General features: G+C 43.5%; 24 protein-coding genes and 1 pseudogene. 16 read left to right on the top strand and 9 right to left on the bottom strand.

What is annotated here, in order from left to right; all coding sequences use genetic code 11:
- Positions 1 to 201: pseudogene (locus BMZ06_RS11050) on the top strand (hypothetical protein); the annotation flags it as partial.
- Between the two features lie 157 nt (positions 202 to 358).
- Here the strand turns inward: BMZ06_RS11050 and BMZ06_RS11045 are convergent.
- Positions 359 to 1,555: an ornithine--oxo-acid transaminase gene (locus BMZ06_RS11045; RefSeq protein WP_089752100.1), complete on the bottom strand. Its 1,197-nt coding sequence runs from the start codon at positions 1,553 to 1,555 to the stop codon at positions 359 to 361.
- A 145-nt stretch (positions 1,556 to 1,700) separates the two neighbouring features.
- On the opposite strand from BMZ06_RS11045, the gene BMZ06_RS11040 reads away from it, so the two are divergent.
- From BMZ06_RS11040 to BMZ06_RS11030, 3 genes are all read left to right on the top strand, one after another.
- A complete protein-coding gene (locus tag BMZ06_RS11040; RefSeq protein WP_089752099.1) occupies positions 1,701 to 2,063 on the top strand; it encodes a YisL family protein in 363 nt (120 codons plus the stop codon).
- 238 nt (positions 2,064 to 2,301) lie between these two features.
- Positions 2,302 to 4,143 (top strand): asparagine synthase (glutamine-hydrolyzing), encoded by a 1,842-nt coding sequence (asnB, locus tag BMZ06_RS11035; RefSeq protein ID WP_089752098.1) that lies wholly within the window; start codon positions 2,302 to 2,304, stop codon positions 4,141 to 4,143.
- An 827-nt stretch (positions 4,144 to 4,970) separates the two neighbouring features.
- Positions 4,971 to 6,431: an alpha-amylase family glycosyl hydrolase gene (locus tag BMZ06_RS11030; protein WP_089752097.1), complete on the top strand. Its 1,461-nt coding sequence runs from the start codon at positions 4,971 to 4,973 to the stop codon at positions 6,429 to 6,431.
- A gap of 47 nt (positions 6,432 to 6,478) precedes the next feature.
- Here BMZ06_RS11030 and BMZ06_RS11025 read toward each other — a convergent pair whose 3' ends face one another.
- Both BMZ06_RS11025 and BMZ06_RS11020 read right to left on the bottom strand, forming a co-directional pair.
- Positions 6,479 to 7,369, bottom strand: a complete 891-nt coding sequence (locus BMZ06_RS11025) for a DUF4349 domain-containing protein (RefSeq protein ID WP_089752096.1) — start codon at positions 7,367 to 7,369, stop codon at positions 6,479 to 6,481.
- Between the two features lie 61 nt (positions 7,370 to 7,430).
- The gene (locus BMZ06_RS11020) at positions 7,431 to 8,291 is read right to left on the bottom strand and encodes a DegV family protein (protein ID WP_089752095.1); all 861 of its coding nucleotides are present in this window, start codon (positions 8,289 to 8,291) and stop codon (positions 7,431 to 7,433) included.
- Between the two features lie 194 nt (positions 8,292 to 8,485).
- On the opposite strand from BMZ06_RS11020, the gene BMZ06_RS11015 reads away from it, so the two are divergent.
- Both BMZ06_RS11015 and BMZ06_RS11010 read left to right on the top strand, forming a co-directional pair.
- The gene (locus BMZ06_RS11015) at positions 8,486 to 9,337 is read left to right on the top strand and encodes a YitT family protein (RefSeq protein ID WP_089752094.1); all 852 of its coding nucleotides are present in this window, start codon (positions 8,486 to 8,488) and stop codon (positions 9,335 to 9,337) included.
- Positions 9,338 to 9,397: 60 nt separating this feature from the next.
- Positions 9,398 to 10,723 carry a BsuPI-related putative proteinase inhibitor gene (locus BMZ06_RS11010; RefSeq protein WP_089752093.1) on the top strand — a complete coding sequence of 442 codons (1,326 nt, stop codon included), beginning with the start codon at positions 9,398 to 9,400 and terminating at the stop codon, positions 10,721 to 10,723.
- 978 nt (positions 10,724 to 11,701) lie between these two features.
- On the opposite strand, the gene BMZ06_RS11005 is transcribed toward BMZ06_RS11010, so the two are convergent.
- A complete protein-coding gene (locus tag BMZ06_RS11005) occupies positions 11,702 to 11,965 on the bottom strand; it encodes a NifU N-terminal domain-containing protein (RefSeq protein WP_014642527.1) in 264 nt (87 codons plus the stop codon).
- 129 nt (positions 11,966 to 12,094) lie between these two features.
- On the opposite strand from BMZ06_RS11005, the gene BMZ06_RS11000 reads away from it, so the two are divergent.
- The 3 genes from BMZ06_RS11000 (at position 12,095) to BMZ06_RS10990 (ending at position 14,317) form a co-directional block, all read left to right on the top strand.
- Entirely contained in the window at positions 12,095 to 12,922 is an 828-nt protein-coding gene (locus tag BMZ06_RS11000; protein WP_089752092.1) for a DUF2785 domain-containing protein, read from the top strand.
- Between the two features lie 19 nt (positions 12,923 to 12,941).
- Positions 12,942 to 13,364: a hypothetical protein gene (locus BMZ06_RS10995; protein ID WP_089752091.1), complete on the top strand. Its 423-nt coding sequence runs from the start codon at positions 12,942 to 12,944 to the stop codon at positions 13,362 to 13,364.
- 128 nt (positions 13,365 to 13,492) lie between these two features.
- A complete protein-coding gene (locus BMZ06_RS10990; RefSeq protein WP_089752090.1) occupies positions 13,493 to 14,317 on the top strand; it encodes an HAD family hydrolase in 825 nt (274 codons plus the stop codon).
- A gap of 195 nt (positions 14,318 to 14,512) precedes the next feature.
- Here BMZ06_RS10990 and BMZ06_RS10985 read toward each other — a convergent pair whose 3' ends face one another.
- The 3 genes from BMZ06_RS10985 to BMZ06_RS10980 form a co-directional block, all read right to left on the bottom strand.
- Entirely contained in the window at positions 14,513 to 14,728 is a 216-nt protein-coding gene (locus BMZ06_RS10985) for a DUF3813 domain-containing protein (RefSeq protein WP_089752089.1), read from the bottom strand.
- Entirely contained in the window at positions 14,729 to 14,875 is a 147-nt protein-coding gene (locus BMZ06_RS20730; RefSeq protein WP_175477872.1) for a hypothetical protein, read from the bottom strand. It lies immediately after the preceding gene.
- A 95-nt stretch (positions 14,876 to 14,970) separates the two neighbouring features.
- Positions 14,971 to 15,795: a Cof-type HAD-IIB family hydrolase gene (locus BMZ06_RS10980; RefSeq protein ID WP_089752088.1), complete on the bottom strand. Its 825-nt coding sequence runs from the start codon at positions 15,793 to 15,795 to the stop codon at positions 14,971 to 14,973.
- 179 nt (positions 15,796 to 15,974) lie between these two features.
- Between BMZ06_RS10980 and BMZ06_RS10975 the strand changes: the two genes are divergently transcribed.
- The 5 genes from BMZ06_RS10975 (at position 15,975) to moaD (ending at position 18,406) form a co-directional block, all read left to right on the top strand.
- Entirely contained in the window at positions 15,975 to 16,739 is a 765-nt protein-coding gene (locus tag BMZ06_RS10975) for an alpha/beta fold hydrolase (RefSeq protein ID WP_089752087.1), read from the top strand.
- Positions 16,740 to 16,813: 74 nt separating this feature from the next.
- Positions 16,814 to 17,125 carry a metal-sulfur cluster assembly factor gene (locus BMZ06_RS10970; RefSeq protein WP_014642536.1) on the top strand — a complete coding sequence of 104 codons (312 nt, stop codon included), beginning with the start codon at positions 16,814 to 16,816 and terminating at the stop codon, positions 17,123 to 17,125.
- Positions 17,126 to 17,194: 69 nt separating this feature from the next.
- Entirely contained in the window at positions 17,195 to 17,710 is a 516-nt protein-coding gene (mobB, locus tag BMZ06_RS10965) for a molybdopterin-guanine dinucleotide biosynthesis protein B (protein WP_089752086.1), read from the top strand.
- Between the two features lie 4 nt (positions 17,711 to 17,714).
- Entirely contained in the window at positions 17,715 to 18,176 is a 462-nt protein-coding gene (locus BMZ06_RS10960; protein ID WP_089752085.1) for a molybdenum cofactor biosynthesis protein MoaE, read from the top strand.
- The gene (gene moaD / locus BMZ06_RS10955) at positions 18,173 to 18,406 is read left to right on the top strand and encodes a molybdopterin converting factor subunit 1 (RefSeq protein ID WP_089752084.1); all 234 of its coding nucleotides are present in this window, start codon (positions 18,173 to 18,175) and stop codon (positions 18,404 to 18,406) included. Before BMZ06_RS10960 ends, moaD begins: the two co-directional genes overlap by 4 nt.
- A 471-nt stretch (positions 18,407 to 18,877) precedes the next feature.
- Here moaD and BMZ06_RS10950 read toward each other — a convergent pair whose 3' ends face one another.
- Both BMZ06_RS10950 and BMZ06_RS10945 read right to left on the bottom strand, forming a co-directional pair.
- A complete protein-coding gene (locus BMZ06_RS10950; protein WP_089752083.1) occupies positions 18,878 to 19,693 on the bottom strand; it encodes an undecaprenyl-diphosphate phosphatase in 816 nt (271 codons plus the stop codon).
- Positions 19,694 to 19,856: 163 nt separating this feature from the next.
- Complete coding sequence (locus BMZ06_RS10945; RefSeq protein ID WP_089752082.1) at positions 19,857 to 20,030, bottom strand: YjzD family protein; 174 nt, start codon at positions 20,028 to 20,030, stop codon at positions 19,857 to 19,859.
- Between the two features lie 133 nt (positions 20,031 to 20,163).
- Between BMZ06_RS10945 and BMZ06_RS10940 the strand changes: the two genes are divergently transcribed.
- Complete coding sequence (locus tag BMZ06_RS10940) at positions 20,164 to 20,700, top strand: hypothetical protein (protein ID WP_089752081.1); 537 nt, start codon at positions 20,164 to 20,166, stop codon at positions 20,698 to 20,700.
- A gap of 96 nt (positions 20,701 to 20,796) precedes the next feature.
- Entirely contained in the window at positions 20,797 to 21,756 is a 960-nt protein-coding gene (locus BMZ06_RS10935) for a BMP family ABC transporter substrate-binding protein (protein WP_089752080.1), read from the top strand.
- Positions 21,757 to 22,109 lie beyond the last annotated feature (353 nt).

The following is a 22,109-nucleotide window of genomic DNA, read 5'->3' as shown; positions in this document are numbered from 1 at the left end:
GAGATGGAGCACGGCCCGAATGAGATGGAGCACGGCCCGAAAGCGGTGGAGCATGGCCCGAATGAGATGGAGCACGGCCCGAAAGCGGTAGAGCACGGCCCAAAAGAGGAGGAGCACGGCCCGAAAGAGGTAGAGCACGGCCCAAAAGAGGTGAAGCACGGCCCAATAAAGGGAGAATTACGGCCAAATCAAATTATCTAGTAGTTTGCGGTAAAGGTTTGGAGGTTCCGAATCCCCAATTTACGAAAACTAAGCCTTCCCGTATCGAGAACTTTACTTTAAGATTAAAATGGAGATTTAATAGAGCGAAGCAAGAAAAAAGCCTGTAGAGAAAGTTTTCTCTACAGGCTTTTGGGTTTTATTGACTTAGAACTTCTTTAATTTGAGTAATAGCCCATTCTAGATCCTCTTTTTCGATAACTAGAGGAGGACCGAAACGAATGACGTTTTCATGTGTTTCCTTACAAAGTAATCCTTTTGCTTTTAACTCTTCACAGTAGCCGCGGGCAGGTTCTGTCATTTCAACGCCAATGAACAACCCTTTACCACGTACTTCCTTGATCTTCGGATTATCAATCGACTGTAGTTCTTTCTTCATGTATTCCCCTAGTTCAAGAGAGCGTTCTGCCAGTTTTTCTTCTTCAATTACATTAAGAGAAGCAACAGATACAGCGCAAGCTAAAGGATTTCCGCCGAATGTAGACCCGTGAGAACCTGGGTTGAAGACGCCCAGTACTTCTTTATTGGCTACTACGCAGGAAATAGGGAAGACCCCGCCGCCGAGAGCTTTACCAAGAATAAGCAGGTCCGGACTTACATCTTCCCAGTCACAGGCAAACATCTTGCCGCTTCGGCCAAGTCCTGCCTGAATTTCGTCAGCCATGAAAAGGACGTTGTTTTCTTTACAAACCTCATAGGCTTCTTTCAAAAATCCTTCTGGAGGGATAACAATACCCGCCTCACCCTGGATTGGTTCAAACAGGAAGCCAGCTGTGTTTTCAGTGATGGCTTCTTTAAGAGCTTCTACATCACCGTAAGGAATCAATTTAATTCCTGGAAGTGTCGGGCCGAATCCTCGTTTATATTCTTCCTCTGAGGATAGAGATACGGCTGTCATTGTTCTTCCGTGGAAGTTCCCGGTACAGGCGATGATTTCAGCTTGATTGTCTTCTACTTTTTTCACATCATAAGCCCACCGTCTAGCTGCTTTAACAGCTGTTTCAACGGCTTCGGCTCCTGTATTCATTGGAAGAGCCATTTCCTTATTGGTAATTTTACAAATTTTCTCATACCAGGGTCCAAGCTGGTCGTTATGGAAAGCTCGGGAAGTTAGGGTGACACGGTCGGCCTGGTCTTTTAATGCTTGAATAATTCTTGGATGACGGTGCCCCTGATTCACTGCAGAGTAAGCGCTTAACATATCCATGTAGCGATTGCCTTCTGGATCCTCTACCCATACGCCTTCCGCTTTCGATACAACGATCGGAAGTGGATGATAGTTTTTGGCACCATATTCTTGTGTTTGATCAATGATTTCTTGACTGTTTACTGACATGATATCCCTCCAATTACATTTCAATCTTTTATTATTATAACAGGTTTGTTTTATTATTCTCACCCTAACAAGGTACTTATTGGTAGGAAATTTTGGCGGTCTCGTGCTATTATATCCGTAGATTCATGTAAAAGGAGGAAGAATATTGGCACATCTACATATTACCTCGTGGGTAATTGCATTTGCTTTAGTGGGACTTGTTACAACATTTGCCCGAAGCGGAAATGATAAAGGGGCAAAAATATCCCATATGATTCTGCGGGCGGACTACTTATTGATTCTTTATTCAGGAGGATCGCTCTTTGCAAGCTACGCGAACTATGGCGGGCTGATCATTTTTAAGGTGCTTGTCGGCTTATGGACGATTGCAGCTATGGAAATGGCGTGTGTGAAGTATAAGAAAAAGAAACCAGCTGCTATTTGGTGGGCACAGCTGTTAATAGCTGGAGCCATCGCAATTATCTTAGGCTTTGGTTTTCTTGGAGCAGGCATACTTCCTGCTAAATAAAAAAAGCGGCAAGCCTTGTACAGGCTTTGCCGTTTTTTTTTAGGGGGTTTTCTACTGTCCTAGAATGAGCTCTGCTACTTGGGGGGTAACAGGAGATATCCTTTATCAGTTATAATGATAATCATTCTCACTTACTTTGTCAAGCAGAACTTTTTAATAAGCGGGGAGGCGCTGTCATATAGTAAGCTATGATGTGTTTTTTATGATTTCAGCTTACTTTAAAGGATGGTGAAGCTCAATGTGCGGTATTGTGGGTTGGATTGATGACAAAAATAAAGTCCAGAATAAAGCCCCTCTTTTAGAAAGGATGGCCGATACCATCCGGCACCGTGGTCCAGATGATTATCAAACGTGGCTGGATGGGCCGGCAGCTTTCGGACACCAACGTCTAATTGTTGTAGACCCGAACGGCGGGAAGCAGCCAATGGTTCGGGAAGCACATGAGGAACAGTATGTGCTTTGCTATAACGGTGAGTTATATAATACGGATGAAGTACGAGATACATTAAAAGCGAAAGGCTGGACGTTCCGATCTCACTCGGATACGGAGGTTGTCCTCGTCAGTTTTATGGAGTGGGGCAAAGAATGCGTCGAGCGATTAAATGGCATTTTCGCTTTCAGTATTTGGGAAAAAAAGAGAAAGCGTCTGTTTTTAGCCAGAGACCGGCTCGGGGTTAAGCCGCTGTTTATTCGACATCAGACGGACGGTCTGATGTTTGCTTCTGAAATGAAAGCCATCCTTGCCCATCCGGACGTAGAACCAAGGGTTGGAGCGGAAGGAATTCAGGAAATTCTTACGCTTGGGCCTTCAAGAACTCCGGGGCACGGCATTTTTGAAACGCTGCAGGAACTGCGTCCAGGTCACCGGGCGTTTTGGGAAAAAGGGAAGCTTTCGATCGAGCGGTACTGGAACGTAAAGAGTGCCGAGCACACCGACACATGGGATGAGACTGTAGCGCGTGTGAGGGAATTATTTATTGATGCTTCCGAACGGCAGCTTGTTTCTGACGTAACGCTAGGTACTTTTTTATCGGGCGGGGTGGACTCAAGTGCCATTACGGCCGTAGCCGCTGAAAAATACAAAAATGAGCAAAAGGGAGCCCTGCAGACTTTTTCGATTGATTATAAAGATCAGGATAAATTCTTTAAGAAGAGCGCTTTTCAGCCGGATCGTGATGAAGCTTATATTAAGAAAGTCTCAAGCCAGCATCAGACCCGTCATTACGTGATGGAAGCGACGCCTGAAGACCTAATATCAAGATTGAAACAGGCCGTTACGTTAAGAGATCTGCCAGGCATGGCCGATGTTGATTCATCGCTGTTATGGTTCTGTGAAAAAATAAAATCTCATGTCACAGTGGCGTTGTCAGGAGAGTGTGCCGATGAGATTTTTGGAGGGTATCCGTGGTTTTATAGAAAAGAGGATCAGGAGCGGAAAGGGTTTCCGTGGATTCGTTCCCTTGATGAACGAATGAATTTAGTAAGAACGGATGTAAGTGAGAGCGTAGATATGGAAGCATATATGTTAAAACGCTATCAGGAAACAATTGATGAAACCCCAGCTCTTGCAGGGGAAGACGAAAAAGCAGTGAAACATAGACAGATGTCCTATCTGAATATGAACTGGTTCATGCAGACGCTGCTTGAGCGTAAAGACCGGATGAGTATGGGGGCAAGTCTTGAAGTCCGTGTACCTTTCAGCGATCATCGTCTTGTGGAATATGCATGGAATATTCCGTGGAGCATGAAATTCCATGGTGATCAGGAAAAAGGTTTGCTGAGGGAGGCGCTTCGTGGCGTTCTTCCTGATGAAGTGCTGTTCCGAAAGAAAAACCCATATCCAAAAACGTTTCACCCCGCTTATACAAAAGCTGTTTGTACATGGATGAATGAAATATTAGCCGATGCGAATGCTCCTCTGTTTGAACTGTTCGACCGCCAGAAAGTCAGGAAGTTGAATGATTCAGAAGGTCAGGCGATCGGAACCCCATGGTTTGGTCAGTTAATGACAGGCCCCCAGCTAATCGCCCATCTTTGTCAGATTAATTACTGGCTCAAAACTTATCAAGTACGCTTATAAAAGGATACTAAATCCCAGATTTGATCAGAAAAGCTCCCATTACTTGAAGACTTGATTTCGAGACTTTTGTGGAAATTATGTTCTGCGGGGGACGATTTCGCTTTCCGTCCTTGCACGACGCAGGGTCGTTCGACGTTGCCACACGACGTGGCGTTCTTAGTCGAACCTCTTCTGTGGTAAGCTTCCTCAGGCTTCGCCTTCCGGGATCTTACCGATCATGTTCATCCCACAGGAGTCTTCATCGTCCCCCTCCGGACCTTGCCGAAATAGGGAGCTCAAAATCATGTTAAACGGCCCTGTTTTATGATGGAGATAAAAGTACAACCATGGACGTTTACGTGTGGATCTTCACCGCTATAGAAGCATTTGAGGCGGATTACGCATCTCCCTATCGCTTATAGAAGGGTCCGTTCACTCTTTAAACACAGGGTGGCGAAGGAAACGACGAGACTCCCACGGGAGAAGGAGCTAGGCGAGACCCCACAGGGAGTGAAGCGACCAAGGAGGCTTGCCCGTTCCCCCGTAGGAAAGCGAGTTGTTTCCGTAGCCCCCTCATCAAATTTTGGGCAACGGACCCAAATTATCTCGAAACTGAGTCTTTAACAATCCGGCCCGATTGTTGAATAATGCTTTTTTTAAAAATTTTATACAGCCTCAAATTTTATAACCGCATGGCTGGAGCAGCTGTGCGGTTTTTTTATGGAGACGCCTGCAAATGTGACCATTGTATGTATTATTGAGAATTGATACCGAGTACAATTGACGGGGAAGGCGTAGAAAGGATAGTCTAAGATAGTTACCTTTATTAGACAGGAAGGAGAGCGGCCATGAGAAAAGTAATAGCTGGGGTTCTGTTTATTCCGTTATTTCTCTTTTTCGCTTCTCAAGCTGGAGCAGCAGAAACAGAAGAACGTGAATGGCAGGATGAAAGCGTGTACTATATATCGATTGATCGATTTATGAATGGCGATAATTCTAATGATACGGAAGATGAAGCCTATCACGGCGGTGATTTAGAAGGAATTATCAAGCAGCTGGATTATATTAAGGAGAAGGGGTTTACAGCCATTGAGATATCACCCATGATGGCTAATCAGGATGGAGGATATCATGGTCAATGGATCGAGGATTTTCGATCGGTTGATGAACACTTCGGCACCATGAAGAAAGCTGAGGAGCTGGTCGAAGCAGCCCATGACCTGGATCTTAAGGTGATGTTTGATTTTGTGGTTTGCCATACTGGCAGCGATCATCACTGGAAAGAGGATCCACAAAAAAATGATTGGTATGCGGAAGCTGACACTACCTACCCGGAAGCCTGGACAGAGAATATGTCCGTATTAAACCTGGAGAATCCTCAAGTACAGAGCTATTTCCTCGACACCGCTGAGTTCTGGATCAAGGAAACAGGAGTAGATGCGTTCCATTTACATAGTGCTGTTCCTTTACCCGATAATTTTTATTCAAATCTGGAGGAACGGGTTCAGTCAGTACAGGAAGGGTTTGACCTATTCACAGAAAATCTGAAAGGGGAAGACGATTCTTCCGTGTCTTTTCAATCGGTGACTAGGGAGACGTTTCCATCCTCTGGAAAGAGTCTAGATGATCTTTATACCGTTTGGGAGGAGAACGTCGAACATAAAGCGGAACCTTACGAAACTCTTCGATACATCGATGACCCTTCAAGCGGACGATTTACGCATTTGGCGGTAGAAGAAGGTCAGAATCCGATCACTCGCTGGAAGCTCGCTTTGACGTATCAGTTTACGATTCCAGGCATACCTGTTATGTATTTTGGTACGGAGCTTCCCCTTGATGATGGTGGCGATCCGTCGACTATTAAAATGATGAACTTCAAAGCAGGGGACGAGCAGCTGAAGCAGCGTATCGATAATTTAACGTCCATGAGAACACAATTTCCTGCACTCACACGCGGAGATTATGAAGAAATGTACAATGAGGAAGGTCTGGCCATTTTTAAGCGGAGCTATAAAGATCAGACGATGATTGTTGCAATTAATAACGCAGAAGAAACGAAAGCCGCTGTACTTTCCGATTTACCAGAAGGACAGCAGCTTAGAGGCCTTTTACATGATGGGATGGTACGACAGCAGGATAATGGGGACTACCGGCTTGGAATGGAAAGGGAAACCGCAGACGTTTTTGTAGTGGAACCAGATGAAGGCTATAACTGGCTGTTTATTGGTTTTGTCGGCGGCGTTCTTAGTTTATTTGTGATTGCCGTAACCATGATCAGTCTTAAAAACCGGAAAACAGAAAACTCTTAATTTCAACGCCCCTCTTTATCCGCAAAAGGAAAAGAGGGGCATTTGAATTAGGATGATGATTTTTTCTTGTTTCTTCTGACCAGCCAAAAAAGCAGACCAACTCCGGCAATGAGCACGAGAAATGGAGAGTAGCCCAGGAAGAACACAACCAGCCAGGAGAAGAATTGACCAACGTAATGCAAAGAATTGATAAAAGCCAGCTTGGTTTCTTCCCAGATGTTACCCGGGGAGTTATTCAAATTAGCACCGGCCGCAGTTTCTTGAATGGAGACCGTTATCGTAGAGAAATCGCTCTGATTCTCTAAATAGTTTATTTTACCTTTTAATACTTCAATTTCAGATTGAACACGCTCGAGATCTTGAGAGATTTTTATTAAATCTTCGGTCGCTTCAGCCTGGTCCAAAAAGTTAAGCAGACGTGATTCAATCTTTTCTTTAGCTTGCAGACGAGATTCTAAATCCACGTATTCTTCGGTAACATCGCGTCCGGATATATTTCTTGAAAGAACTTCACTGCTGATCTCTTCGACACCTGTAAGCAGAGATTCGAAGTTCGGCTGAGGCACTCGGATGCGGATATGTCCCTGCCGTCTGCCTTGCTCATTTTTGCTAATATTACTTTCGACCATATGAGCATCCTGCTGATTCATTTTTTCCTGAAGATGCTGATGGAATTGATTGTAATTATTTGTTTCCACGTCGATATTAGCTTCATAGACCATCATGCGTTCTTCACTATTTTGAGCGATACGGGCCGAACCGTTTTCCTCATTGTTATCCGCTTGAGAAGGAGTTTCTGACAATCCATTGGACTCAGCCGAATCGGACGCAGCTTCTTCGGATGTCTCCGCACTGTTGTCCTCATTTTGACTGCAGGCTGCTGAAACAGCAAGAAGCAGCATGAGGCTTAGGGCAAGTTTCAGTACCTTCTTCACCATAGAAAAACCCCCTTTTTAAATATAGTCGTTAAAAAGAGGGAAAGGTTACAAAGAACCCCTTCTATTTAGGTGTATCATTTAAGAAAAATAAAGCAATCGTTCCGGGACCTGCATGAGCGCCGACGGCTGAGCCAACCATTTCAAAACGTATATCTTCGGTATCAAATTCGGAGCGGATCATATCTGCCAGCTGCTCCGCGGTTTCCAGGTCATCGCCGTGGCTGATGCCGATACGCTGATGTTTTAAATCTTTGCCGCGTTCCTTCATAATTTCAATCATTCGCTTCCAAACTTTTTTGGATCCACGAATTTTTTCAAGCGGTATAAGCTTGCCATTTTCCATATGAAGCAGTGGTTTAATTTTAAGCAGGCTCCCGACAAATGCAGAGGCTTTGCTTACGCGGCCGCCGCGATATAAGTATTCCAGATCAGCTACCGTAAAAATATGTTCCATATGAGCTGCATGATACTTTCCGGCTTCTAGAATTTCTTCAAATGAATACCCATCGTCCGCAAGTTCTGCAGCTCTTATGGCCACGAGTCCGCACCCCAGGGAGGCGGCTTTCGTATCGATCACTTCAAACTGAGCGTGAGGGTACTCTTCTTTAATTTCTTCTTCTACCATTTTTGCGCTTTGGTACGTACCGGATAGTTCCGATGAAAAAGCAAAATAAATAAAGGGCTGATCGTTCTTCACAAATTCTGTGAATGTTTCTCGAAAAGCCTGGGAGGTTACTTGAGAAGTTTTCGGGGCATCTCCATTCCGCATCTTGTCATAAACTTCACGGGGGGAGATAGTTTTTCCATCTTCATACTCTTCTCCATTAATAGTTACTTTTAAGGGGACCATGGTTAGCGAATAGCTTTCCAGCGTTTCTGGGGATAGATCACTGGCTGAATCACATACAATTTGTACATTCATAAGATCACCTGCCGTTTTTATTCTTCCTTTAAGTTTAGGCATAATAGGGAATATAGTCAAAGTAATTACCAGAAAGTGTGCGACAATTAAGATGATATTTCGACGGAAACTTACACATCTTACTAATCTTTAACTTGATTTTGTCTCGTTACGGTGATAAAAAAGATAATAGACTACTCGTAGGAGGTTGCGGATTGTTCACAGTAGAACTAAAAAGAATTCTCATTGTATTGTTAGGGGCAGTATTCAATGCCATTTCCCTGAACCTGTTTCTTATTGAAGCGAATGTTTACGCGAGCGGGTTCACGGGAGTTGCTCAGCTGCTTACCAGTATTTTTAACGATTTTTTAGGTGTGCCAGGAGTCAGTACCGGTCTCATCTTATTCATACTTAATATTCCGGTAGCCATTTTAGGCTGGTTTAAAGTAGGGAAAGGATTCACGGTTTATAGCGCTGTATCAGTTGCTTTTACCACCCTATTTCTTGAATTAATACCCGTCCAGCAACTTTCAGGAGACATTATCCTGAATGCCGTATTCGGCGGTGTAATCGGTGGTATGGGTGTCGGAATTACGCTCAAGTGGGGTGCTTCAACAGGCGGTTTGGATATTGTAGCCATGGTTCTTTCCCGAATGAAAGACCGTCCGATCGGAAGCTACTTCCTCGTATTAAACAGTGCCATCATCGCAATTGCTGGTCTATTGTACAAACCAGAAAACGCGCTGTACACCTTATTAACGCTTTATGTTACCACTCGTGTGATCGACGCTGTTCATACACGTCACGAAAAGCTTACAGCCATGATTATCACGTCAAAAGCAGCCGATCTGGAAAAAGCGATCCATTCTCAAATGGTGCGCGGTATTACAACTTTGCCGGCAAAAGGTGCCTTTACCCAGCAGGATAAAAATATGATGGTTATGGTTATTACCCGATATGAACTGTATGACCTCCAGCATATTATTCAGGATGTCGACCCTTCTGCGTTTACTAATATCGTTCAAACGACAGGTATTTTTGGTTTCTTCCGAAAAGATGATAAATAATTTGTAACATTTCTGTAATATGGTCGTCTAATCATGTAAATAGAAAAAAGGAGTGGCGTTATGAAACATATGTTAGCCATCTTAATGGGAGTCATGATGATTACCATGACGGCCTGCGGAAATGAAGCAGATTCGGAATCTAAATCTAAGGAAGTTAAGGCAGAAGAACCAGAAACTGAAGAGCAGGCAGAGGAAAAAGCGGCAGAGATAGAAGCATTTATTCAATCTTTGAATATGGAAGCGAACGTGGAAACATCGGAAGATACAGCCGAGTTCCAAATGAAGCTGGAAAACACATCGGACGAGGCTGTAACATTAGGGTTTACCTCTAGTCAGGAATATGAAATTCAAGTTACGAATGCTGAAGGCGAGAGTGTTTACACGTTTTCAGCTGATAAGATGTTTACCCAGGAAATGGTCAGTAAAGATTTAGCTGCGGGTGAATCTTTAACAGCTGAAGAAACTTGGACAGGTATTAAACAATCCGGCGAATACGAGGCAACGGTTACGTACCTGGTGAACTCAATCAATGAACAGCCATTAGAGGCTGAACCTTTCCAATTAACGAAATCATTTAGCATTGAAGCTGCTGATCAAGAAACGGGGAACAGCCAGGAAGAAAATGAAGTACCATCTGAAGAGCCAGAAAAAGAAACCCCGTTAGAGTCTGATAAAAATAAAGAAACAAACGAAGAAGTAAAAACTGAAGAGAAGACTGTGAGTGCTGAGGAAGACGAATTTCGCAATATTGAAGTAAACGGTAAAAATGGAGTCTATACAGTCACGGGCGAAGCCCACGTATCAAACGGGGAATTTACCTACCTGGTTGAAGATGGCCATCATGTGCTGATTGAACCTGAAACAATGGAAGTAGGAAATGAATCCGATTGGGCCCCTTTTACTCTGGAGCTTTCGATTCCGAATGAGGATTTACCTGATTTCGGAGTGGTCACTCTTACGCTTACAGCTAATTCTGAAGGCAGTGAAGATGATATTAAAAAGAATATTGCCTTAGAGGAAATTACGCAGAGTGAAGTGGAGAAGGAAACGGAACCAACGAAACGAGAGGTTAAAACTGAGGGCGAAGCATTCCGCAACGTAACCGTGGTTGGTGAGAATGGTACCTATACCATTCAGGGAGAAGCGCGCGTTCATGAAGGCAGCTTTGTCTATACAGTGGAAGATGGTCATTACGTATTGGTGGAACCAACATCCGTACAAGTAGCCGAAGGTGCCCCTGCGTGGTCTTCATTTGAGGTAGAAATTGATATACCTGAGGAAGACCTGCCGACGTACGGGTCACTGACTTTCACAGTATTTGAAGAAAGTGCTGAAGATGGAAGTCCCGTGCACGTCAACAATTTACTACTTCAGAAATTTAATTAAAAAAAGCCGTCACGATCATCGTGACGGCTTTTTTGATTAAGACTGAAATGTTCATTATTCACAAGAAGTTTATTCAACTAACGGGCCGGATAATTGAAGACTCAGTTTCGAGATATTGTGTGGAGAAAGGGGCTCCAGGGAACGGCTCGCTTTCCGCGGCCCTGCACGACGCAGGGTCGTTCGACGTTGCCACAGGACGTGGCGATCTTAGTCGAACATCCCATGTGGTGAGTTTCCTCGGGCTTAACAGCCCTGCGGGATCTCACCGATCATGTTCATCCCGCAGGAGTCTTCGCCGTTCCCTTCCGCCCCTTTGCGATCATGGAGCGCTCGAAATTCTCTGCATAAACGCGTTCCAATGAAACAGGATCATCTATGATCCATAGTGGTTTTTACGTGTGTTTACGTGTAGGAACCCTGTTATATAAGCAATTGAGGCAGATGTAGCATGGTTCCTTTCTGCTATAGCAGGGTCCGTTCGCAGCATTATAGTTGGGTTGGTGGGGAAATGATGAGACTCCCATGGGAGAAGGAACTAGGTGAGATCCCGCGGGGGTTGAAACGAGCGAGGAAGCTCACCGTTCCCCCATAGGAAAGTGTTCAAATGTGGAATCACCCCGAAAGACACGATCAGCATAAGCCGACCATCAAAAGGATTGCGGTTTTTCAATCCGTTGATGAGCGGCTTATGTCTCGAGTGTCTGGGTGATGGAACAAGACGAGTTATTTCCCCACCAACCCTCATCCCCATTTTAGTAACAGACCCATTTATCTCGAAACTGAGTCTTCAACAAACGGGAGCTTATCTTTAAGATTAAATAGTGAGGTTTGATAGAGATTTTTTGATTAAAGAAGCCTCTCAACCGGGGTAGAGGCTGGGTTAAGCTACATATGGTCTAACTCACCAGGTACATAGCGATTTAAGCCTCCTCAATAAAAAAGGCTGCCACATGTGTTGTGGCAGCCTTTTTTTAGCTATTAATACCCGTATTCAGCTAACAAACCTTCGACTTTAGGAGTTAATGTTTCCCATTCAGCATTCGGTAATTTATTTACGGTAATAAAATTTTGGAAGCCGAACACATTATCTACTCCATCAAAGTTCATGAGATCATTTAAAATTTTATGGTCACTTGTCTGTCCAGGCATAACAGATACACTGCCATCCCCTTGGAAAATCATTGAATCAGTCGTAAATTTACGAGCATTCGGGTTTGGTGTTTCTTCTACTTTTACTGCCATTTCGCATCCTCCTCTATAACATCTTTACCTATTTTATCAGATATTCTTCCAACTCTAAACTGAAAGCTAATATTCCATTAATTTCATAAAAACTGTGTTACAATGAAAACACTTTTTAGGAGGTGTTTTATGGAAACGCGGCTCATTGATGTGTTGCAGCCCATTAAAGATAACGATTATCAACTGCCTGAAAACCAAAGTCTGCAGGAGCTGACAACAATGATGCTCCAGAAGATTGGTTCGGTTCATCCGGTACTTAGGGACGATCTGATCCATACTATTTTTACAACGTTTATTGAACGTGGGCACTACAGCCATGAACAATTAAAAAATATATTACAATCCATATTAAATAAAAACTATCTTTTCTATCGGATTGGTACGTCTAAAAAACAGGAAGATGCAGTCTTTAAACGAAGCTTCTCTGTTTTATTAATTCCTCCCATCATGAAAAAACACCGAAAGACGCCCTTTTTAAAAGAAGCAGAGGTCCATAGAGTGTGGGATCATCTCAAAAGGTATATGCAGCAGGAATCCGATCACCGGGGGTATGTTGAAGGGAAGGGCTGGGCCCATGCAATGGCTCACGCAGCCGATGCTCTTTATCATGTGGCTTCCTGTGATGAAATTACGGAACCGGAAATACGAGAGATGCTGCCAATTATTAAAGCTCAGTTTCTGATTGATCACCCCTATTTATTTGATGAAGAAGAACGGATGGTAACCGCGGTTATGACCATGTTTAAGAAAATTAAGCCGCAGGCGAGAATGGAATGGCTGGAAACCCTGCTCTATGTGCGGGAAAGCTGGCAGGATCCTCGCGAGGATATTATAATAAACAACAGTAAGCACTTTCTGAGAGCCCTGTATTTCCGTATGCTGGAAGGAGACCATCGGGAGCTTCGGCAGGTCTTGGAAAACCTGCTTCGTGAACTTAGAAAACAAGAAGCCTATTGATAGATGTGGGGGAAAAGCTATGATTCGCTGGGGATTTTGGATTGGTACGACTTCTGGACTTGTACTCGGCTTTTACATGTGGCTGGTCGAGCTAGTAACGGGTGAAAAAGTATACACATTGCTAATGAATGTTGATTTTATTCCCGTGATTGGCAGCATAGAATGGCCTGTTGCGATCGAATGGCTATTTCATTTAATTATATCCTGGATTATTGGAGTCCTTTATGTGTATGCGTTCAGGCGCGTCCTGAAGGACACTAAAGGTAATCGCTGGTCTCTTGCTTTGATCTTAAGTGCGTTTGCCGCCACAAGTTATGTGCCGCTTACGCTTCTCGCAATTAAGGAAACCCCGGCGTTAACCGATGGCGCAGCTATTTTGTATTGGTTAATCGGACATGTGCTGTATGCGGTGGTCTTAAAAATATCCTATTATCGTTCTTGATGCTTGTAAAAGCCCGGGAAATGAAGGTCCCGGGCTTTTTTGTGTACCCAAGGACTGATGGAGGAGGGGCTGGATGTACATAATAGGAACAGCGTTCATTGCTCTAAACTCAAAAGGAGGGACACGTCATGATCGATCAAGCGGAATGTCTGATATTTGACTTAGACGGCACTCTGTATGAGGATACAGATCACTTCGAATATTACGCTCAACTGCTTCAGAAGCGTGCATCTATTGAGAACAGCCCTCAAGTAAAACAGGATTATCATAAAGTTCTCGCTGGTAACCACCCATTGCAAATAGGGAAGGTCTATGATCTCGAAGAAGATGTCATCATAACAGTCGATCCCTTTTCTAATCAAGCACGTAAAGTGGAAACGTGGAGGGGAGAGGTGTGGTCAAAGAGACGCATGGAAAAAACATATCCTGATTCGCTCGCCTATGATTTAGAAAAATTAATCGCCCTGGGAGACGGCTGGTGGCTTCCTTTTTCAATCGCACGGCATTATGGCGTCTCGGCAGAAGAAGCACGTGAATGTTATGACCAAACGAAAGAATATATGGTTTCTGACCAGTTTTCGCTTACAAAAACGGAGGGGCTTAGAGATTCCTTACTCAAATGGAGGGAAGAGAAGCGGTTAGTTTTGATCACCAATAGTGAAGCTCACGACGTCGATCATATTTTACATCGTATAGACCTGACGGATATGTTTCATGAACGAATTCCTTCGGCAGCGAAACCGCTTCACACCACCGAGTTGTTTGAAACACTTTTAAGGAATGGTAAGTACACTGCCGAATCCGTAATATCCATTGGGGATAATTTCATGAATGAGATTGGTCCAGCTCTTGCGCTTGGAATGAAAGCTATATGGATCCACCCGCCTGGGTCTGAATGGGATCATAAGGATTTAAAAATTGTGAAGAGTTTTGAAGAGTGCACGAAGACATAAAAAAGATACAGCCATTCATCCAGTGAAGCACGATTCAAAAGGAAGAATGGCTGTATCAAATTCAGAAAAAATTAGGGGGTACATATAACATACCCCAAATCCAATAATTATAACTCCTGCTAAGGACGCAGTTTTTAATATTTAAAAGGGGTAAAAAAGACCAGCCTGGAAATCCAGACTGGTCTTTCACATGGTTTATCGCAAACTTTGATGGTGGTTCTCAAGCTGTTGTTCCAACTGCTGTAGCTCTTGTTTCTCTTGTTGAGAACATTGGCTATATGCAGATTGAATCGCTTGTTTAGCCGCTTGCATGTCTTCCTGGCTCATCTGTTGGCTGCCATTGCCATCACGGTTCTGTGTGAAACGGTTTACCGCTTCACGTGCGTTTTCAAAAAGGTTTCTGCCCTTCATTTAAAACCCTCCTACCGTATGCTGATCAGATTCGATTTCTTTTCGTTTAGCGTCTGAAAGCCTTTTAGGCTCCATCTTGCTTTCGTCAAACTGACGAACTTCTGTCCAGCTTTCTTCGTTGCGATCTTTCTGTTTTTGCTGTTCCATGACAAGCCCTCCTGTCATAAAAAAAGCCTGAACGTTTTTCACGTTCAAGCTTAGTATGGAGAATTGCCAGGAATCTAACCTAGGAAAATGTTAACTTACATGGCTTTTTTATTAAGTTTTAAATACTCGTTCAAAAATTCTCCTATGCCGTTTTCTTGATTTGAATGCGTAACGTGTTTCGCGACACCTTTAAGTTCATCAATGGCGTTCCCCATAGCTACGCCGACACCCGCGTAATCAATCATTTCCAGGTCGTTGTCTTCATCGCCAAACGCAATAATACGATCCTGTGGAATGTGGAAGTAGTGAGCGATTTTGTGAAGGCCTACCGCCTTATTCATACCAGCCCGGACAATTTCAATTACATGCCACGGTGCGCCCCATTTACGATGATCAATTAAAGAAGCGTGCACATCCAGTTCTTCGCGAAGCCTCCGGATTTTATCTTCCTCCGGGTGAATTAGAATCGAAGTAGGATCCTCTTTTAAGTTCGCCTGCAAACGTCCAATACTAATTGGGTTGTCGTTTTTCGTCTGGAAAATGCTCATGATTTCTTCATCATGCTGATCCAGGTACACGTCGTCCATGACCTCTGCTAAAATATTTTTGACACCCAGTTGCTGGCACGTATCGATAATTTTATGTGCAGTGCGAATAGAAAGTGGGGAGTGGAGCGCATCCCACTTATGATCTGTAGGGTGGTGGATCAAAGCGCCATTAAAGTTAACCATTGGCGTCTTTAGTCCTAATTCATGATAGAAATCAATGCTTGCTCGATGTGGACGCCCTGTCGCAATCACCACGATGTGACCTTGATGTATGGCATTAAGCACCACTTCTTTTGTTTCGGCGTTGATGACTTTATCATCCGTCAGAAGTGTGCCGTCCAGATCCAGTGCTATTAAATGTTGTTTGTCCATATCTTCACCTCATTTGTATGTATAGTGTAGCGGTAAGAAAGGTGAGTTGTAAAGAATTCCCGCCTGTATCACCTAACACTTCCCAATTCTATCGGGCAGTGTTACGATTATACTATAACCCACTTTTGTAATAGTTATTTAAACAGGACGTAAAGATTAGTTAGAAAGGAAACACGTTGATGATCGGAATTCAAAGGAAAACCTTAAAAGGCGTACCAACACTTACCGTAGTTGATTCAGCAAAACAAGATGAGCCAATGCCTGTATTCATTTACTTCCACGGCTTTACATCAGCGAAGGAACATAACCTTCCTCAGGCGTATTTACTGGCAGAAAGAGGCTACCGTGTCATTCTACCTGACAGTGCTTACCATGGCGAACGTGATCAGGATCTGTCCAAGGATGAGCTGAATTTTAAGTTCTGGGATATTGTATATCAAAATTTAAAAGAACTTCAAGATATAAAAGACGAACTTGATCGAGAGAATCTCATTAAAGACCGGCGAATCGGCGTCGGAGGTACATCCCTGGGAGGGATAACGACGAGCGCGGCTCTAACCATGTATCCGTGGATTCAGGCTAGTGCAGTCATGATGGGTTCTCCGAAACCAGTTGATTTTGCTAAGCAATTGGTTGATGAGATCGAGTATTTCGGGCTCCAGATTCCATTGTCAGAGGAAAAGATGAATGAGCTCTTTGATTTTCTCGGAGCGATTGATTTATCCAAACAAATGGATAAACTACAAGGGAGACCTCTTTTCTTCTGGCATGGCGATGCAGATCCTGTTGTTCCATTTGAACATTCCTACGATTTTTATAATGAAGCCATTAAATATTATAAAAATCCAGAGAACATCCGCTTCTTAAGAGAAGTCGGCAGGGACCATAAGGTGAGCCGCTTTGCTATCCTGGAAATGGTCAACTGGCTTGAATTAGTTCTATGATAGAATTGATTGGTTTATTCTGAATCAATTTTTGTTTATAATAAAGTTTGAACACATGTGAAGGGGGAAAATTTATGAGTACAGCAACTGAAGAAAATGCGTTGGGTGCCCTTGAGAATGTCATTGACCCTGAACTCGGTATTGATATCGTGAATCTAGGACTTGTCTATGGCGTCGATATAGATCCAGACGGCAATGCGACCGTTACAATGACGTTAACAGCGATGGGCTGCCCGCTCGCCGCTCACATTGAGCAGGATGTTAAAGGCTGCTTAGCTGACCTGCCGGAAATCAATCAGGTAGCTGTTAATATTGTCTGGAATCCACCTTGGACGAAAGACCGTATGAGCCGTTACGCTAAAATCGCACTAGGAATCCCAGATTAATGAACTTGGCCCCTGCCGTATAAATAGGCAGGGGTTTTTACATAAATACGCAGAGGAGAGGGAATCACAATGAACCACCAGACCCCAGTATTTCAAGTAGTAGGATACAAAAATAGCGGAAAAACTTCCCTCTTATCTGAATTGATTGCCTATGGTGCTGAAAACGAGGAGCATGTAGCCGCGATTAAACATCATGGTCATGATGAACCATTGAAAGTCATGCATCATGGCACAGACAGTTATCGTCTGCACGAATCAGGTGCTTTTATGACAGGTGTGGACAGCCCGAGGCGTTTGCAACTGGAGCTTAATCATCCGGAAGGGTACCCGCTTGAAAAACTTGTCTCCTTATATCGTTTTTTCGCTCCGGATTTAATCGTTGTGGAAGGATTTAAGGAAGAATCCTACCCGAAAGCGGTTATTATAAAAAGAGAAAGAGACTTAGAATTGCTCAAGCTTGAAAACATCCTCCTGGTCGTTACATGGGACGAGTCCCTCACAAGCCATCTGGAGCTTCCTGTTTACAAGCTGGAAGAATGGAAGGAACAATTGCCTGAAATCTACAAACTGGCGAAAGGAGCATAAGATTTTGGGGAAGAATTATTGGATCTCAGATAAACCTCTCGTGATACAAGAAGTAGTGGATCTCGTAACCAGGAGAAATGCGGGAGCTATTAATACCTTCATTGGTACCGTAAGAGAATTTACAAAAGGAAAAAGAACCCTTTACCTGGAATATGAAGCCTACAAGGCGATGGCGGAAAAGAAGCTAGAGGAAATTGGTCATGAAATTAAGGAGAAGTGGCCGGAGGCAGAAACGGCTATTGCCCATCGTGTGGGCCGCCTGGAAATCACCGATATTGCCGTCGTTATAGCTGTCTCTACACCTCATCGTGCCGATTCTTACGAAGCGAGCCGTTATGCAATTGAGCGGATTAAAGAAATTGTGCCTATCTGGAAAAAGGAACATTGGGAAGATGGAGAGCACTGGATTGGTGATCAAAAAGAAACGAAACAGGGAATTCCTGCGAAGGGAGACGCATCAAAATGAATCAAATTTTATTTTTTGCAGGTCTTAGAGAGCAGGCCGGGGAAGAAAGCATCGAACTGGATGTGAACGGTCGTTCTATCGGAGAGCTGAAACAAACATTATCAAGCCGTTACGCTATAGATAAAGTAAAAGAATCCATGGCTGCTGTGAATGAGGAATTTGTCCAGGATGAAGAAATCATAAAAGAAGGAGATACCATTGCCTTTATTCCGCCAGTTAGTGGTGGTTAAAAAAGTCAGCCCGCTACAGAAGCAGGGCTGACTTTTTTTGCTATATGATTGAAGAGTGAACGGACCAACCTATAAGCGATAGATACTTAACCCGTCTCAAATGCTTCTATAGCGGGATTCATCCAGGTGGCCAAGCTCGTTTTTTAAGAAGTCTCCACCATAAACCAGATTGTTGTAAACATAATTTCGAGTCCCTATTTCGCAAGGTCCGGAGGGGGCCGATGAAGACTCCTGTGGGTTGAACATGATCGGTAAGATCCCGGAAGGCGAAGCCTGAAGAAGCTTACCACAGAAGAGGTTCGACTAAGAACGCCACGTCGTGTGGCAACGTCGAACGACCCTGCGTCGTGCAGGGCCGGAAAGCGAAATCGTCCCCCGTAGGACCTTCAGCTCAACAAATGTATCGAAATCAAGTCTTCAAGTGATGGGAGCTTTTCTGTTAGCTCGGAAAAAATGTTTAATGAAACTTTATTAGAACCATATGATGAGTAAGGTAATGCCGCCGACGATAAAGCAATAGAAGGCAAAGTATTTCAGGTTTCCACGGGCCATAATATTCATAAACCATTTTAAAGAAAGATAGGAAGCGACAATAGAAGCTAGAAAAGCTGCAATGTAGCCTATCCATAAATTATTTTGAGAGGCGTCTGCGATGACTTCTTCCGCTGACAATAGCATGGTACCTAAGCTTACGGGTATGTATAGAAGGAAAGAAAATCGCAGTGCGGTTTCCTGTTTCATCCCGAGGTACATGGCAGCGACAATGGTTGCTCCTGAACGGCTGATGCCTGGAATTAAAGCTATGGCCTGAGCAAATCCAACAATAGCAGCATCTTTCCAGTTCAGTTGTCCGTCCCCTTTTCGGCCGCGAATATTTCTGATCAGCCACAAAGCAACGCCGGTGATAATCAACGTAATTCCGACCGTTTCAGGGGTAGATAATACTTCAATAGCATCTCCCAGTAATATCCCTAAGACACCGGCTGGAATCGTTCCGATAATGAGATAAATGATAAAATCAAAATCATCTTTTTGTCGTTCATCTTTGGTAAGTATGTAGCCGATTCCGTTTTTGACTAATCGGACTAAGTCATGCCAATAGATGATAAAGACGGCGATTAAGGAGCCAAAATTAACAAGCACCTCAAAATTTAATCCTTCAAAATCCATATCCAGGATGTTTTGAACAAGCACTAGATGTCCACTGGACGAGATTGGAATCGGTTCTGTAAATCCTTGAAATATCCCCAAAAATAAATATTTAATCAATATCAAAATTTCTTCCATTGTTCTTCCTCCTTGATCCCTTTCCTTATAAAAAAATTACTTCTCTACTATAAGGTTACTTGATTTCTATGTGCAATAAGCCAAGTTATTCATTTGGGTTCGGTTTATGTACATGAAAAAACGCTGCTATCATTAGACAGCAACGTTCAATGATGACCTATCTTTAAGCTTCGTCTTTAATGAGTCCTTCGCCAAGTACTACTGCCGCCCCAGTAAAAAGAAGCGTCATAACGAATACTTGTGTGAAACCAAAACTTCCTCCAGCCATATTACTGACTACATAGGCCGTCATGAAGCTCAGCAGAAGGGCCCAAATCAACGTCCATACAAACTTCATTTAAACTCACCTCAATCATACACATTCTATTTTAATACTATCAGAACTTCCTAAAAAAAGAAATAAGTATTCGCTGCCGTTCATGATTCAAATCAGCAGTGAATAAACTTAAATGATGAAGGAGGGACGATCAATGCTTATAACCGTACACCCATGTTTTCATTGGATCGGCTATCATATGAGCGCTGGTTTCTTACAAGAAGGCAGGCAAGTGATTGGAATCGACCGCATGGACGCGTCTCTATGTGAACATTTATATATGTACGTAGGAAGAAATAGTAACTTTCAGCATTTTTACTCAAAAGAGGACAAAGAAAGACACACCCAGCCAACAGATGATGAACTATTTATTGAATATGCAGACCAATATTTAATCGTAGAGAGAAAACAGGAGGATCGGATATTTGTACAAGTCGAGTTACCTCATTTATATGGAGAGTGGATGGATATCGGCCAAAAGGGCCTCGAACAGGAAGAAGAGCTTTTAGAATGGGTCAGGGAGTCTAAAGCTGTCTATATCAGTGATTTTTTAAACGAATTTGTTCCTTATGTCCTAACTTTGAAGGAAGAAAGACAACCAAAGCCTTTTGAAGATTTGTGCAGTCCAGAGGATCAGAGAAAGCGTGTAGAGAGTGTATGGCAAGCTTACCAGACGATGAGAAAACTTTAATTGTAATGAAAGTTTCAAATATACACATTTACTTTATAGAGCCCACCCATGTAGAATAAGAGAAGATATAAGTAGTTTTTACTAGGAGTGCTTATTGTGAAGTGGGTCTATACAGGGTGTGTACTTTTGTTACTGCTCACCGGTTGTAATCATATTGCTGGAAAAGCCGATCATGCAGGAATGCTGGTAGAGACTACCATTGATGATCAAGCCTGGGGAGAGCAAGGGTACGAGGGTTTGAAAGCGATAGAAAAAGAGTACGGTGTCGATGTTTCTTATAAAGAAGGTATTAATAGTTATACAAAAACGGTTCAAGCGGTAGAAGAACTGGTCAATCAAGGGGCTACGGTCATTTTTGGTCATAGTCATGTGTACGGGAATTATTTTCAACAATTGCATAAGCAGTATCCAGATATCCAATTTATTTATTTTAATGGAGCCTTTACAGCGGACAATGTTACCAGTCTGAATTTCAGCGCTCAGGCCATGGGCTTTTTTGGAGGCATGGCAGCGGGGGAGATGACGGAAAACGATAAAGTTGGAATTGTTGCGGCATTTGAATGGCAGCCTGAAGTAGAAGGATTCTATGAAGGTGTGAATTTTCAGAACCCGCAGGCTGAAGTCGAGATCACTTTTACAAACAGCTGGGAAGATACAGATAAGGCCCTCAGCCAGTATAAACGGTTAGAGAAGCAGGGAGCAGATGTGTTTTATCCGGCCGGGGATGTATTTAACCAGGCGGTAATCAAACAAATTAAGCAGGATGATCACTATGCGGTCGGATACGTAAACGATCAGTCAGATGTTGGCGGAAAAGCTGTGCTTACCAGTACGATACAGAAAGTAGATACCGTTTACAAAATTGCTATGGAGAAGTATTTAAACGACAACCTGCCCGGACGTCCGTTAATGTTTGATTTTGAAGAAGGGGCCATTGAAATGGGACCTTACAGCCCTGATATGCCGAAGGAGTTACAACGGGAAATTGACCGTGCTGTAAAGCGGTATATTGAAACAGGATATTTGCCCAATCATCAAAGCTCTGAAGCCGGATGAGGCTTCAGAGTTTTTTTATGTGTGCCCGGCACGGGTGTAAACTCTAGGGTTCAAGTCCCGAGCGGCGAAGGTCGTTGTAGCCGTTAGTCAAAGGCAAGGGTGTCCAGGGTGACCTGAAATCTGAAGGAAGCCGGAGACAAATTTCCGCCCCGAGGAACACGAATCTCATAAAAGGCTGTCTGTCTGGGGTGAGTCTGCATAACAAGACGAAACCCCAACGACCAAAGGGGCAGGCAGTAAATGAGGCGGGGATATGGAAAGGAAGTTTATGCTTTTACCCGGGGAGGTCTGATGGACAAGCCGTACACATGCGGTAACCGATTCCCCAAAGAATCGCTGAACCATCAGAAGTC

It is taken from the genome of Halobacillus alkaliphilus (assembly GCF_900113125.1).
GTDB lineage: Bacteria > Bacillota > Bacilli > Bacillales > Halobacillaceae > Halobacillus > Halobacillus alkaliphilus.
This window is presented reverse-complemented; position numbering and strand designations above follow the sequence as displayed.

Coding starts and splice junctions, on each gene's coding strand:
- asnB (WP_089752098.1), top strand. CDS start 2,302: ATGTGCGGTATTGTGGGTTGGATTGATGACAAAAATAAAGTCCAGAAT.
- moaD (WP_089752084.1), top strand. CDS start 18,173: ATGAATCAAATTTTATTTTTTGCAGGTCTTAGAGAGCAGGCCGGGGAA.
- BMZ06_RS10985 (WP_089752089.1), bottom strand. CDS start 14,728: ATGAAGGGCAGAAACCTTTTTGAAAACGCACGTGAAGCGGTAAACCGT.
- BMZ06_RS10950 (WP_089752083.1), bottom strand. CDS start 19,693: ATGGAAGAAATTTTGATATTGATTAAATATTTATTTTTGGGGATATTT.
- BMZ06_RS10945 (WP_089752082.1), bottom strand. CDS start 20,030: ATGAAGTTTGTATGGACGTTGATTTGGGCCCTTCTGCTGAGCTTCATG.
- BMZ06_RS11030 (WP_089752097.1), top strand. CDS start 4,971: ATGAGAAAAGTAATAGCTGGGGTTCTGTTTATTCCGTTATTTCTCTTT.
- BMZ06_RS10970 (WP_014642536.1), top strand. CDS start 16,814: ATGAGTACAGCAACTGAAGAAAATGCGTTGGGTGCCCTTGAGAATGTC.
- BMZ06_RS11045 (WP_089752100.1), bottom strand. CDS start 1,555: ATGTCAGTAAACAGTCAAGAAATCATTGATCAAACACAAGAATATGGT.
- BMZ06_RS11025 (WP_089752096.1), bottom strand. CDS start 7,369: ATGGTGAAGAAGGTACTGAAACTTGCCCTAAGCCTCATGCTGCTTCTT.
- BMZ06_RS10980 (WP_089752088.1), bottom strand. CDS start 15,795: ATGGACAAACAACATTTAATAGCACTGGATCTGGACGGCACACTTCTG.
- BMZ06_RS10990 (WP_089752090.1), top strand. CDS start 13,493: ATGATCGATCAAGCGGAATGTCTGATATTTGACTTAGACGGCACTCTG.
- BMZ06_RS11020 (WP_089752095.1), bottom strand. CDS start 8,291: ATGAATGTACAAATTGTATGTGATTCAGCCAGTGATCTATCCCCAGAA.
- BMZ06_RS10995 (WP_089752091.1), top strand. CDS start 12,942: ATGATTCGCTGGGGATTTTGGATTGGTACGACTTCTGGACTTGTACTC.
- BMZ06_RS11005 (WP_014642527.1), bottom strand. CDS start 11,965: ATGGCAGTAAAAGTAGAAGAAACACCAAACCCGAATGCTCGTAAATTT.
- BMZ06_RS11000 (WP_089752092.1), top strand. CDS start 12,095: ATGGAAACGCGGCTCATTGATGTGTTGCAGCCCATTAAAGATAACGAT.
- mobB (WP_089752086.1), top strand. CDS start 17,195: ATGAACCACCAGACCCCAGTATTTCAAGTAGTAGGATACAAAAATAGC.
- BMZ06_RS10940 (WP_089752081.1), top strand. CDS start 20,164: ATGCTTATAACCGTACACCCATGTTTTCATTGGATCGGCTATCATATG.
- BMZ06_RS20730 (WP_175477872.1), bottom strand. CDS start 14,875: ATGGAACAGCAAAAACAGAAAGATCGCAACGAAGAAAGCTGGACAGAA.
- BMZ06_RS10975 (WP_089752087.1), top strand. CDS start 15,975: ATGATCGGAATTCAAAGGAAAACCTTAAAAGGCGTACCAACACTTACC.
- BMZ06_RS11010 (WP_089752093.1), top strand. CDS start 9,398: ATGAAACATATGTTAGCCATCTTAATGGGAGTCATGATGATTACCATG.